This window comes from Simplicispira sp. 125 (assembly GCF_003096555.1).
Classification (GTDB): Bacteria; Pseudomonadota; Gammaproteobacteria; order Burkholderiales; family Burkholderiaceae_C; genus Simplicispira.
In genome coordinates this window covers 2,492,096-2,504,231 of the sequence record NZ_QEKM01000001.1, presented here as the reverse complement: position 1 = coordinate 2,504,231, position 12,136 = coordinate 2,492,096, and the positions used below count along the sequence as shown (strand labels likewise).

General features: G+C 63.8%; 12 protein-coding genes. 6 read left to right on the top strand and 6 right to left on the bottom strand.

The genetic code is table 11. The features are described 5' to 3' along the window. Positions 1–135: 135 nt before the first annotated feature. The 4 genes from C8D04_RS11700 to apaG all read right to left on the bottom strand — a co-directional run bounded on the left by C8D04_RS11700 (position 136) and on the right by apaG (position 4,499). Positions 136–1,257 carry a YbdK family carboxylate-amine ligase gene (locus C8D04_RS11700; RefSeq protein WP_116005007.1) on the bottom strand — a complete coding sequence of 374 codons (1,122 nt, stop codon included), beginning with the start codon at positions 1,255–1,257 and terminating at the stop codon, positions 136–138. Further along, on the bottom strand, positions 1,247–2,503 hold the full coding sequence (locus tag C8D04_RS11695) for a cation:proton antiporter (RefSeq protein WP_116005006.1): 1,257 nt from the start codon (positions 2,501–2,503) through the stop codon (positions 1,247–1,249). The genes C8D04_RS11700 and C8D04_RS11695 overlap by 11 nt, the downstream gene beginning before the upstream one ends. 311 nt (positions 2,504–2,814) lie before the next feature. Further along, complete coding sequence (locus C8D04_RS11690; protein WP_116005005.1) at positions 2,815–4,095, bottom strand: cation:proton antiporter; 1,281 nt, start codon at positions 4,093–4,095, stop codon at positions 2,815–2,817. A 14-nt stretch (positions 4,096–4,109) separates the two neighbouring features. Next, positions 4,110–4,499: a Co2+/Mg2+ efflux protein ApaG gene (gene apaG / locus C8D04_RS11685; protein ID WP_116005004.1), complete on the bottom strand. Its 390-nt coding sequence runs from the start codon at positions 4,497–4,499 to the stop codon at positions 4,110–4,112. A 29-nt stretch (positions 4,500–4,528) separates the two neighbouring features. On the opposite strand from apaG, the gene rpe reads away from it, so the two are divergent. Both rpe and gph read left to right on the top strand, forming a co-directional pair. Beyond that, a complete protein-coding gene (rpe, locus tag C8D04_RS11680; protein ID WP_116005003.1) occupies positions 4,529–5,212 on the top strand; it encodes a ribulose-phosphate 3-epimerase in 684 nt (227 codons plus the stop codon). A gap of 267 nt (positions 5,213–5,479) precedes the next feature. Next, a complete protein-coding gene (gene gph, locus C8D04_RS11675) occupies positions 5,480–6,166 on the top strand; it encodes a phosphoglycolate phosphatase (RefSeq protein WP_116006158.1) in 687 nt (228 codons plus the stop codon). A 35-nt stretch (positions 6,167–6,201) separates the two neighbouring features. Here the strand turns inward: gph and C8D04_RS11670 are convergent, their stop codons facing one another. Then, positions 6,202–7,860 (bottom strand): methyl-accepting chemotaxis protein, encoded by a 1,659-nt coding sequence (locus C8D04_RS11670; protein ID WP_116005002.1) that lies wholly within the window; start codon positions 7,858–7,860, stop codon positions 6,202–6,204. 270 nt (positions 7,861–8,130) lie between these two features. Then, positions 8,131–8,712 carry a chalcone isomerase family protein gene (locus C8D04_RS11665; RefSeq protein WP_233521161.1) on the bottom strand — a complete coding sequence of 194 codons (582 nt, stop codon included), beginning with the start codon at positions 8,710–8,712 and terminating at the stop codon, positions 8,131–8,133. 360 nt (positions 8,713–9,072) lie between these two features. Here C8D04_RS11665 and trpE point away from each other — a divergent pair, with 360 nt between their 5' ends. From trpE to C8D04_RS11645, 4 genes are read left to right on the top strand one after another with little or no spacing between them, the layout of a single operon-like run. After that, positions 9,073–10,572, top strand: coding sequence for an anthranilate synthase component I (trpE, locus tag C8D04_RS11660; protein ID WP_116005001.1), 1,500 nt, complete (start codon positions 9,073–9,075; stop codon positions 10,570–10,572). Then, on the top strand, positions 10,569–10,901 hold the full coding sequence (locus C8D04_RS11655) for a chorismate mutase (protein WP_116005000.1): 333 nt from the start codon (positions 10,569–10,571) through the stop codon (positions 10,899–10,901). The genes trpE and C8D04_RS11655 overlap by 4 nt, the downstream gene beginning before the upstream one ends. Beyond that, positions 10,898–11,470, top strand: coding sequence for an aminodeoxychorismate/anthranilate synthase component II (locus C8D04_RS11650; RefSeq protein ID WP_116004999.1), 573 nt, complete (start codon positions 10,898–10,900; stop codon positions 11,468–11,470). Before C8D04_RS11655 ends, C8D04_RS11650 begins: the two co-directional genes overlap by 4 nt. Continuing rightward, on the top strand, positions 11,467–12,132 hold the full coding sequence (locus C8D04_RS11645; protein WP_116004998.1) for a LysE family translocator: 666 nt from the start codon (positions 11,467–11,469) through the stop codon (positions 12,130–12,132). Before C8D04_RS11650 ends, C8D04_RS11645 begins: the two co-directional genes overlap by 4 nt. Positions 12,133–12,136: the final 4 nt, after the last annotated feature.

Here is a 12,136-nt window from a genome sequence, read left to right as displayed (position 1 = left end):
TATCGGCTGCAATGCCTTGAGATCGTCAGCGGGGCTTGCAACCGACGCGGCCCAGGCCAGTGGACGCCGCGCAAGGGCCGCCCCGCCGCGCTGGCGGCGTCCCCTGGGGGAAGGCGCGAAGCGACTCAGGGGGAGTCAATTTGTCCCGCGAAAACGCAGCGCTGCCTGGCGGCTGACCTCGGCCAACAGTTGCTCTTCGCGCTGGCGCTCGCGCAGCCAGCGCGCGTCGTTCTGGCCCGCCTGGGTTTCATTGCGCAGCAGGTGCAGCGCCCCGGTTGCGCCATGGGCGGCGGCGTGTCCTGCGATCTGGTCCATGGTCTTGAGGATGTGCTCACGCAGCGGCATGTGGTCGCCCGTGGCCGGGTCGACATACACCGCATCCATGCCGAAGCGGCAGGCCTGGAAGCGGTTGTAGGTGTAGACAAGGTAGTCGTCCTCCTGCGGCAGGAACGGCTGGTCGGCCAGGAACCAGGCGCCCAGCGACTGCACGAAGCCCGACAGCGCGGCGGCGCGTTCGATGGTCAGCGGGGTGTCGAATACGCGGATTTCGATGGTGCCGAATTCGGGCTTGGGGCGGATGTCCCAGTAAAAATCCTTCATGCTCTTGACCACGCCGGTGCGTGTCATCTTGTCGAAATACTGCTCGAACTCGGTCCAGGTGAGCACGCAGGGCGCGCGGCCCGAGAGCGGGAAGGCAAACACCGAATTGAGCCGGGCCGAATCGAAGGCTGTGTCCTGGCCCTGCACGTACGGACTGGACGCCGACAGCGCGATGAAGTGCGGGATGTAGCGCGACATGCGGTGCAGCATGAGCAGGGCGGCGTCGGCGTTGGGGCAGCCAATGTGCACATGCTGACCGAAGATGGTGAACTGCTTGGACAGGTAGCCATAGAGCTGTGAGAGCTCCTGAAAGCGCGGCTTGTCGTAGATGCGCCGCTCGTGCCACTGCTGGAACGGGTGTGTGCCGCCGCCGACCACGGCGATGTTGAGCTTGTCGGCGCTTTTCACCAGCGCATCGCGGATCTGGCTCAGCTGCCCCAGCACCTCGCTCGAAGAGTGGCAGATGCCGGTGGAGATCTCGATCATGCTGTTCGTCATCTCGGGCACCACGCTGCCGGGCAGCGGCGTCTTGTGCATGAGCCGCAGCATGTCCTCGGCATAGGGTGCCAGGTCGTAGTCGTGCGTATTGACGAGTTGCAGTTCCAGCTCGACACCCAACGTCAGCGGTTCGGAATGGTTGAAGGCTTCAAGACTCACGGTTGTCTCCCCGGTTGCCACGGGCCAAAGGCGCCCAGGGCTTGGAACTTTCTCCCGCACGGTAGATGGCCACTGTGGCAATCACCGCGCCCAGCACCTCCATCAGCAAAATGGCGGGCAGGGCCACGCGCGCAATCAGGTGGCCTGTGGAAGGTGAAGCCAGCACAAACTGCGAAGCAATCAGCAGCGCGATGGCTGACATGGGTGTCATCGCACAGCCTACCCACAGTGCCTGCAGCCAACTCGAACCGCTGCCCACATTGCCCACGGCCACACCCAGCGCCTTGGCCAGCAGGCGCACCACGATCAGGGCCAGTACAGCACCGACCACAGGGCCGCTCCAGTCGGCCTGTGCGGCCACGGTGGACACCAGCACGAACATCAGCATGGTCAGCAGCGACGAGGCATTGCCCAACTGGCGTGGCCAGGCCCAGGGGCGTGGGTTGAGCTGCTTGAGCAACATGCCACTCAGTAGCGCGGCCAAGGGCGCGGACCCGCCCATGTGGGCGGCCACGGCAGCCGCAGCGGCGATCAGGGCCAGCAGCAACATGGAGGTGTTCTCGCTCGTCGGGCTCATAAAACGCAGTGCCATGCGCAGCACCAGCGCCAGCACGGCGGCCACGATGATGGAGACGCCCAGCACCACGACGACAGGGTAAACCGTGTCCATGAAGGTGATGCTGGAGCGGTTGATGAGTTCAGCCCGGGCGCTGCCCAGTGTCAGCGCATACAGCGTCGAGAGTGTGGCCAGAACGATGGCGCGCTCTGTCACCGGGCCTGCGGCCCCGGTGTCGGCCACCACGCGGGTCAGCACGGCAGGCGAAGCCGCCAGGGCCACCAGAGCCAGCGGGCCTGCGACCCGGGCGGGCACATCGAGCCACAGCAGCACCCAGTACACCGCGAAATAGGTCAGCGCAGATTCGGCCACGCTTTGCACCAACACCATGGGGTTGTGGCGGAACCAGCGCAGCGGAATCCGTCCACCGCATTCAAACAGCACGATGGAGATGCCCAGCTCCAGCAAGAACAGGCCAATGCCCTGCAGTGGCCAGACCGCACCGCTGAAACCGGCCAGCCCGGCCACCGCGCCCACCAGCGAGTAGCCCACCACCTTGGGCAGGCCGGTGTGGCGCTGCAGCAGATAGCCGGTCATGGCCGCCACGGCGAGCAGCAGCGACCATTGCACCGTGGGTAACCCTGCCGAAGGGCGCAGCCATTGCGCCCAGAAGCTCAAAATCTCGTTCATGTCATGGATTCCTCTCGATCAGGCGGTCAGTCGGCTGCCATGGTGGGGCCGTTCGCCAAAGGCATGTGTTGCGGCCGACATTGCCGGACACCAGCGAATTTACCGTTAGATACTAAAGACGCTTGTAGGACTGTGACACAAGCGGTCGTGGCCCCGTGGCGATCTCTGGATCAACTCCGGAGAAGCCTTTGCGCAGGCTGTGGAGTATCGCCGCATGCCGGAGATCATCGCCCATGTGCCACCAGGGCGCCTCTGGCATGGATATTTTCAACGGGGCCGCGCAGGGGATGGGGTGGGCCCGTCAGCGGATCTCAAGGCGCAGGAACGTCGGGCGCGCTGGCGATTCCATGTGCGCAGACGTCGCCCGTGTCCGGCGCAGGGGTGTTGTCCGCAGCGCCATTTGCGTCGAGCCGATCTCCAGACCAGCGCAGTGCACGGGCCGCGATGGGCGGCCCTATTGTTTCCAGAATGGCCACGGCCGCAAGCACGGTGGAGCCCACAATCAGCCCCTCGTTAGGGAACAGTGTCGTGGTGGTATTGACGAGACCGATGGCGAGACCGGCCATGGGCATCAGCAGGAGGCCGCTGGTGGCCGCTTGTCGCAGGGGCGTACGGCATGCAGACGCGGCCAGCGTGACCCCCAGCCACTTGGCGCCGCTGCGCGCAAACACAAACGCCAATGCAGCGGGCCAGTACTGGAGCATCTCCGACACATGCATATTGGCGCCGGCATAGACGAAGAGAACAATAAAGAACAGTTCGAACGAGGGGCCGAACTCAATGTCTGCCACCAGGTTGGTGCGCTCCAGGCTGCGTACGACCATACCGAGCATCAAGGGGGCGAACAAGGGGGACAAATTGAGCACGAGGGCGGCCCCCACTGTCATCATCACGGCGCCGATCACGAGAGCGAGCTGGTATTGGTGCGCTGCTTTGGTTTTGCGCGCCGCCACGTGCAGGGCCCACCCCATGATGGCACCGAGCGCCGCCGACCCCAGTACCTGGTAGAGCGGCGCGCCGATCATGATGGACACGGGCGCTTCGGCCTGCCCGTACAAGGCTGGCAATACCGCAGCGAAGGCCATGAAGGCGATGACGTTATTCAAGGCGACCAGCGACATGGACCGATTCGTCACCGGCCCGGATGCACCCAGCTCGTGGGCGACGTGGATCAGAACCGCAGGCGAGGAGGAAATGGCGATGGTCGAAATCACCGCTGCAGGCAGCCCCGAGATGCCGATCCATTCCAGGCAAAAGTAGACGGCCACAAAGGTGAGGGCGCTCTCCGCTACAGAAATCACCACCAGAGAGCGGTCGTTGATGAAGCGCTTGACGTCCAACGAAAGACCCAGCCGGTACAGAATCAGCGCCAGCGCGACATCCACAACGATGCGCGATTGCGCCAGCGCCTCGGGGCTGATCAGTCCCAATACGTTGGGGCCAGCGAACAGCCCCACCACCATGAACCCCGTGATACTGGGCAGCCAGGGCCAGCGGTGGGCCACATATCCACCCAGCGAGCCGCAAAAAAGCAAAAAACCGAAAAAAAACAGGGTGTTGACCGGTAGCGGCCAGACAGGGAGGAATTCCATGGGAAACGTGGAAATCAGTGCAATACGTGGGGCTTGGCGCTGTCCGAGGCATCCAGGTAGAAGCGCTCCACGGGCACCTCGAAAGGGGTGCCTTCTTCTGTCACGAAATGAAAGCTCCCGCGCATGGTGCCCGTGGCGGTGCGAAGTCGGCAACCGCTGGTGTATTCAAAGGCCTGCCCGGGCTGCAACAGCGGCTGCTGGCCCACCACGCCCAGGCCCTTGACTTCCTCGACATGCCCCAGCGCGTCGGTAATGATCCAGTGGCGGGAAATCAACTGCGCCGGTGTCCCACCGGGGTTGGCAATCTCGATGGTGTACGCAAAGTGGTATTCGCAAGCATCGGGATCGGACTGCTCCGCCAGATATTCGGGGCGCACGTGAACGTCGATGGTAGGTTTCGGCATCCCGGAATGGTAACTGCGACAATGGCGGCATGAGCCGTACCTTTCGCATTGCCCCTTCGATCCTCTCTGCCGACTTCGCACGTTTGGGTGAAGAAGTGCAGAACGTCGTCGCCGCCGGCGCCGACTGGATCCATTTCGACGTGATGGACAACCATTACGTGCCCAACCTCACTTTTGGTCCCATGGTGTGCCAGGCCCTCAAGCCCCATGCAAAAACGCCCTCGGGTGTCGCCGTGCCTATTGATGTGCACCTGATGATCCAGCCTGTGGACGCTTTGGCGGCGGCCTTTGCCGAGGCAGGCGCTGATTACGTCAGCTTCCACCCGGACGCATCGGGCCATGTGCACCGCAGTATCCAGGCGATCCGCTCCAAGGGCGTCAAACCCGGGCTGGTGTTCAACCCTGCCGAGCCGCTGGATGTGCTGGACTGGGTGATTGACGACATCGACCTCATTCTCATCATGAGCGTCAACCCCGGTTTTGGCGGCCAGAGCTTCATCGACTCGGCGCTGCGCAAGATCGAGGCCGTGCGCAAGCGCATCGATGCCAGTGGCAAGGACATTCGCCTGGAGGTGGATGGCGGCATCAAGCAGGACAACATCCGCCGCGTGGCCGATGCCGGGGCCGACACTTTTGTGGCGGGCAGCGCCATTTTCGGCAAAACCGACTACCGTGGTGTCATCGACGCCATGCGTGCGCAACTGGCGGCTTGAGCCGCTTTGATCCCGGGCGCTGAAACGCCAGCGTTGCTGCCCGGTCTGCCCAGCGGCATTCAGATGTGCCGCGCCATGCTGTGGCCAGCAGGCCCGCAAGGACATCCACAGTCCAGCCGTGATTGCACACCGGCCGCCCGGGCGCTGACTGTCTTTGTCGGGGTGAGCAAAAAAGACCCGTCCGACGAAGACCAGAGCGCCTACAACGACGCGGCCATGCAGGTGGGTGTCGTGCGCTGGGCGCGGATCCGGATAATCCATCACCGTATGAAAAAAGACCTCTATGACGCCGCCATCATCGACCTTGATGGCACCCTGATCGACACCCTGGGCGACTTTGCAGAGGCCCTCAACCGCATGCTGCGCGAACTGGAACTGCCCGGCATTGCTGCGCAACAGATCGAAACCATGGTGGGCAAGGGCTCCGAGCATCTGCTGAATTTAGTGCTAAAACATGCTCTAGGGCAAGCAGGGAAAGCGCTGTCAGCTATTGAAATAGAAGCGTTGTATGCGCGTGCATGGCCCAGCTACCAGCAGCACTACCTGGCCATCAACGGCCACCACGCCACGGTTTATCCCGGTGTGGTCGAAGGGCTGCAGGCGCTGCGCGCCGCAGGGCTGCCACTGGCCTGCCTGACCAACAAGCCCACCGCCTTTGCGCTGCCGCTGCTGCAGGCCAAAGGGCTGGACGGTTACTTTACCCAGGTGTTTGGGGGCGACGCTTTCGAGCGCAAGAAACCCGACCCGCTGCCGTTGCTGAAAACCTGCGCGGCCCTGGGCACCCTGCCTGCGCGCACGCTGATGGTGGGTGACTCCAGCAACGACGCCCAAGCTGCGCGCGGCGCAGGCTGCCCTGTGGTGCTGGTGACCTATGGCTACAACCACGGCCAGCCGGTGACGGCCGTGGATGCCGATGGCTGGGTGGGCTCGCTACAGGAGCTCGTGCTCGCTTGAGGTTGTGCCGCAGCGGGCTCGCGCCCGCGTGTGGCTTATGGGGTGCTGTTGCCGAGCTGGCGCTGTGCCGGACGGCCCTGCACGCTGCGCGGCGCGGCGGCACGCGCCACCGGGGCACCGCCTGCCAGTGACTGCACGGAAGCGCTGCTGCCTGTGCCGGTGTGGAACACCGACATGGCCTGCACCAGTTGTGCGGCCTGCGTGCGCAGGCTGTCTGCAGCGGCTGCGCTTTCCTCGACCAGCGCGGCGTTTTGCTGGGTGGCCTGGTCCATTTGCGTGATGGCTTCGCCGACCTGGCCTACACCTGCGCTCTGCTCGCTGCTGGCAGCGCTGATTTCGCCCACGATGTCGGTCACACGGCGGATGGCCTGAACCACCTCGGTCATGGTGGCGCCAGCGCGATCGACCAGGGCCGATCCCGCCTCCACACGCTCCACGCTGGCGCCGATGAGGGCCTTGATTTCCTTGGCGGCATCGGCGCTGCGTCCGGCCAGGCTGCGCACCTCGCTCGCCACCACGGCAAAGCCCCGGCCCTGCTCGCCCGCGCGCGCTGCTTCGACGGCCGCGTTGAGCGCCAGGATGTTGGTCTGGAAGGCAATGCCATCGATCACGCTGATGATGTCGGCAATCTTCTGGCTGCTGTCGTTGATGCCCTTCATGGTCTGCACCACCTGGGCCACCACCTCGCCCCCCTGTGCTGCGACGGTGGACGCGCTCACGGCCAACTGGTTGGCCTGGCGCGCGTTGTCGGCGTTCTGGCGCACGGTGGAGCCCAGTTGTTCCATGGAGGCTGAGGTTTCTTCCAGCGCGCTGGCCTGCTGCTCGGTGCGTGCGGACAGGTCGTTGTTGCCGTGGGCGATCTCGGCACTGGCAGTTGCCACGCCTTCGGCGTTGCGGCGCACGTTGTTGACGATGCCTGCCAGCTTGCCCTGCATGGTGGCCAGGGCTTGCAGCAGTTGGCCGGTCTCGTCGCTGGCGGTGGTGTCCAGCGGCTGCGTCAAGTCGCCGTCGGCAATGCTTTCTGCCGCTTTGCGGCCTTGCTGCATGGGCAGCACGATGGAGCGCGTGACCAGGATGGCCAACAGAGCACCCAGGGCCACAGCCACTGCGGCGCCCACGCCCAGCAACATTTGGCTGGCCGACGCCAGGCTGTTGGTGTTGCGCTGGCTCTCGGCCAACTGCGCCGCCATGAAGCTGCGCAACCCGTCCAGAGTTTGCAGGTATTTGTCGGCCAGTGGGCGCAGATCGTTGTCCACCATGGTGGGTACGCTGGGTTCGCCGCCGCGGTGCAGATCGCGGATTTCGTTCAGCTTGGTACTGTAGGTGGTGCGCGCAGCGGCGATATCGGCCAGCAGGGATTTGCCTTTGTCGCTTTGCAGCAGTTCTTCGATGCGCTTGGCCTTGGTCTCTGTGGCGGTCGAGGTGGCCTGGGTATCCGCGGTGAGCTTTTCCATGTAGCCGGGGTCGATGGCCTTGAGGAAGGCTTCAGTGCGCACCCAGTTCAGCCGTACGTCGGCAGCCCATTCGTCCACCAGGGTGTGCAACTCGATTTCGCGTGTTGCCACCTGTTCGCTGGCGTCCTTGAGCGCGCCAATGCGCCAGATGCCCGTCAGGGCAAGCAATGCGGTAATGAGCAGGATGGCGCCAAAACCCAGGCCCAAACGGGGGCCGACACGGAGGTTGCGGAATTTCATGGTGGTCTCAGAGCGCAAGGGGTGGCAGAAAAATCGACGGCGGTATCTCAGGGCGCTGCGAAAGCGGGTGTGGGGTGACCACGGTGGGGGAGGGGCGAAGGTGCAGCCATTGCAAGGGAGAGGTGTGTCCCATGCAGATGCGGATCAGCGTAACCCAAGGGGCACGCTGGCGGCATAGGCGCAGTCCTCTAACTGTCGGGTCGGTGACAGCCTGTCCTTGCACAGGCGTCTCACCCAAAAGGCAGACGGCCCTATGCGGGCCGCGCTGCATCACTTGATGCCGAGCATCTGATCCTTGAGTTTCCAGTCCGCCGGGGTGTGGCCGAACCAGATGGACATCAGTGCGCGGAAAAAGGCAGGGTCCTTGAAGGGTTCGGCCTGCAATTTGCCTTTGGCCCAGATGCTCAGGCCCTTGGCAGGGTCCCATTCCAGGGCGCAGACGTCGCCTGTCTCAAAGGATTTGTTGGCAGCAAAAATTTCCCCCATTTTGATCATGCCGGGAATGATTTTGGAGAGGTCGCTCTTGCTGACGTTGTCCTCGATGCCGCGCGTGAGCAGTTTGCCGAAATCAGCGGAATTGATTTCGCGCAGAAAAGTCATGGACAGTCGTTTGGGGCCCGGAGCCGCCATCAGTTCATCCAGGGATTTGACCGGCTGGGTGGTGTAGAGGTCGCCCACATAGACCTTGAAGGGGCCTTTGTAGCGGATGCCTGCGCCGTTGAGCTGCAGCTTGGCTCCCGCGATGGTGACAGAGTCTTCAACCTTGACCCCGGCGAGCTCCACCATGGAAAAGGCCGCGGTGCTCACGCACAGGCCAGCAGCAATAAACAGGGTGCGCAACGTCTTGATCATGTCACTCCTTACAAAAAAGAACGATCGTTCGTAAACTGCAACAAATTGTGCCGCTGATGGCGGAAAACCACATCAGGGTTTGCCCATGGGTTTTCCCGGGGGGGAGCGCCGCAGCCTTTGCGCAGGCGCAGGCGTGTATTTGCTACACTTTATGGCATGTTCATTCACCGCGTGTTCATTACAGGTCGCAGCGACCGGGGGGCCTGGCCCTGGCGTAAGCCTGTCTGCCTGAACACCTGATGGCACCTGGGGTACTTCCCGGCGTGCAGTTTCTGCCCCTGCCAGGGGGCCCGTCCATGAACAGCGGCGCCTGACCCCACCCTTGCGGTTTGCGCGCCACCCCAGCAGGGAGTCTCCCCCGTGATCACCGAACTTGAATTTCAGAGCCTGGCGCGCGAAGGCTACAACCGTATTCCGCTCATGGCGGAAGCCTTCGCCGACCTGGAAACCCCGTTGTCGCTCTATTTGAAGCTGGCACACACGCGCGATGGCGGCAAATACAGCTTCCTGCTCGAATCTGTAGTGGGTGGCGAGCGCTTTGGCCGCTACAGCTTCATCGGCCTGCCTGCGCGCACGCTGCTGCGCGCGCGCGGCTTTGGCGCCGCCGCCGTGACCGAGGTCGTGACCGACGGCCAGGTGGTGGAAAGCGCGCCGGGCAACCCGCTCGACTTCGTGGCGGCTTACCAGAAGCGTTTCAAGGTGGCGCTGCGCCCCGGCCTGCCGCGCTTTTGCGGCGGCCTGGCGGGTTATTTTGGCTACGACGCGGTGCGCCATATCGAGAAGAAGCTGGAAAACTCGTGCCCGCCCGACACCCTGGGCATGCCCGACATCTTGCTGCTGCAATGCGAAGAACTGGCCGTGATCGACAACCTGTCGGGCAAGCTCTATCTGATCGTCTACGCGGACCCGGCGCGCCCTGAGGCCTATAGCAACGGCAAAAAACGCCTGCGCGAGTTGCGCGAACAGCTCAAGTATTCGGTCAGCGCGCCCCAGGTACAGGCGACGCAAGGCCACCCGGCGCAGCGCGATTTTGCCAAGCAAGATTATCTGGCCGCCGTCGAGCACGCCAAGGAGCTGATTGCCGCCGGTGACTTCATGCAGGTGCAAGTCGGCCAGCGCATCCACAAGCGTTACACCGAGTCGCCGCTGTCGCTGTACCGCGCGCTGCGCGCGCTCAACCCCAGCCCCTACATGTACTACTACCACTTTGGCGACAGCCATGTGGTGGGCGCCAGCCCCGAGATTCTGGTGCGCCAGGAGAGTACGCCCGAGGGGCAGAAGGTCACCATCCGCCCGCTGGCGGGTACGCGCCCGCGCGGTGCCACGCCCGAGCTGGACAAGGCCACCGAGGTGGAACTGGTCAACGACCCCAAGGAACGTGCCGAGCATGTGATGCTGATCGACCTGGCGCGCAATGACATCGGCCGCATCGCCAAGACCGGCAGCGTGAAGGTGACCGAGGCCTTTGCCGTCGAGCGCTACAGCCATGTGATGCACATTGTGAGCAACGTCGAGGGCATTCTCAATGACGGCATGACCAGCATGGATGTGCTCAAGGCCACGTTCCCGGCGGGTACGCTCACAGGTGCGCCCAAGGTGCACGCCATGGAAATCATCGACCAGCTCGAACCCACCAAGCGCGGCCTGTATGGCGGCGCCTGCGGCTACCTCAGCTATGCCGGTGACATGGACCTAGCGATTGCCATCCGCACCGGCATCGTGAAAGACGGAACACTCTACGTGCAGGCTGCCGCAGGCGTGGTGGCCGACTCGGTGCCCGAGATGGAGTGGAAAGAAACAGAACACAAGGCCCGCGCCCTGCTGCGCGCCGCCGAACTCGTGGAAGAGGGCCTGGAATGACGCGCGCCATTGACAACACACAGTACTGCGCCACCATGGAAGACGTGCGTCGCCACATCGATGCGCTCGATGATGTGCTGGTGCCTCTTCTGGTTACGCGCGGCGGCTACATGACACAAGCCGCGCGCATCAAGCAGGATGCGGGACAGGTGCGCGACGAAGAGCGCATCGAAGCCATCATCCAGCGGGTGCGCTCCCGCACTGCGGCAGAGGGCGGCCAGCCCGAGGTGCTCGAAGCCATCTACCGCAGCATGATGGAAGCCTATATCGATTTTGAACACCGCGAGTTCGCGCGCCTGCGCGCGCCTGCGCAAGGGAGCCAGCCATGAAGCTCTTGATGGTCGACAACTACGACAGCTTTACCTGGAACATCGTCCAGTATTTCGGTGAACTGGGTGCGCAGGTGGAAGTGTTCCGCAACGATGAAATCACCGTGGAAGGGATCGCCGCACGCGCCCCCGACCGGCTGGTGGTATCGCCCGGACCGTGCTCGCCGTTGGAGGCGGGTATCTCGGTCGCGGCCATCCAGCACTTTGCGGGCAAGCTCCCCATCCTGGGGGTGTGCCTGGGGCACCAGAGCATTGGCGCGGCCTTTGGCGGCACCATCGTGCGCGCGCAGCAGCTCATGCACGGCAAGACCAGCGTCATCACCACCACGCAAAAGGGCGTTTTTGCAGGGCTGCCAGCGCAGTTCACGGTCAACCGCTACCACTCGCTGGCCATCGAGCGCGCCACCTGCCCCGCAGTGCTGGAAATCACCGCCTGGACGGATGACGGCGAGATCATGGGCGTGCGCCACAAAGAGCTGGCCATTGAGGGCGTGCAGTTCCATCCGGAGAGCATCCTGACCGAGCACGGCCACGCCATGCTCAAGAACTTTCTCGAGCAGGCGGCATGACGATGGAGGCGCACCAGCTACTGCTATTCATCGCAGCGGGCTGGTTGCTCAACCTCACGCCCGGGCCGGACGTGCTGTATATCGTCTCGAACGCGCTGCGGCATGGCGCGCGGGCCGGGGTCGTGGCGTCGCTGGGCATTGCACTGGGCTGCATGGTGCATGTCGCCGCCGCCGCCGTGGGTGTGGGTGCGCTGCTGGCGGCATCGGCCACGGCATTCACGGTGCTCAAAGTGCTGGGCGCAGCCTACCTGCTGTGGATGGGCGTGCGCATGCTGCTGTCCCGGGCGTCGGGGGGTGGCAGTGGCGCGGCGCTGGCTGCGGCGCAGGCCGAACCGGTGACAACGCCTTCGCTGGCCCGTGTTTTCATGGGCGGGTTCTGGACCAATGTGCTCAACCCCAAAGTCGTCATTTTCTTTTTGGCCTTTGTGCCGCAGTTCATCGCACCGGGCACCACCAACAAGGCGCTGGTCTTCGTGCTGCTGGGCGTGTTGTTCAGTGTGAATGCGATTCCCGTCAATGTCGGCTGGGCGCTAGCCGCTGCGTGGATGGCGAAGCGCGCAGGTGCAGTGCAGCGTGGCATGCACTGGCTGGACCGCGCCGCCGGTGCCCTGTTCATCGGCTTCGGGCTCAAACTGGCCTGGACGGACGCGCCCTCGGCCTGACTCT

Coding starts and splice junctions, on each gene's coding strand:
- gph (WP_116006158.1), top strand. CDS start 5,480: ATGAAAAAAGACCTCTATGACGCCGCCATCATCGACCTTGATGGCACC.
- rpe (WP_116005003.1), top strand. CDS start 4,529: ATGAGCCGTACCTTTCGCATTGCCCCTTCGATCCTCTCTGCCGACTTC.
- C8D04_RS11650 (WP_116004999.1), top strand. CDS start 10,898: ATGAAGCTCTTGATGGTCGACAACTACGACAGCTTTACCTGGAACATC.
- C8D04_RS11665 (WP_233521161.1), bottom strand. CDS start 8,712: ATGATCAAGACGTTGCGCACCCTGTTTATTGCTGCTGGCCTGTGCGTG.
- C8D04_RS11645 (WP_116004998.1), top strand. CDS start 11,467: ATGACGATGGAGGCGCACCAGCTACTGCTATTCATCGCAGCGGGCTGG.
- C8D04_RS11695 (WP_116005006.1), bottom strand. CDS start 2,503: ATGAACGAGATTTTGAGCTTCTGGGCGCAATGGCTGCGCCCTTCGGCA.
- C8D04_RS11670 (WP_116005002.1), bottom strand. CDS start 7,860: ATGAAATTCCGCAACCTCCGTGTCGGCCCCCGTTTGGGCCTGGGTTTT.
- C8D04_RS11655 (WP_116005000.1), top strand. CDS start 10,569: ATGACGCGCGCCATTGACAACACACAGTACTGCGCCACCATGGAAGAC.
- C8D04_RS11690 (WP_116005005.1), bottom strand. CDS start 4,095: ATGGAATTCCTCCCTGTCTGGCCGCTACCGGTCAACACCCTGTTTTTT.
- apaG (WP_116005004.1), bottom strand. CDS start 4,499: ATGCCGAAACCTACCATCGACGTTCACGTGCGCCCCGAATATCTGGCG.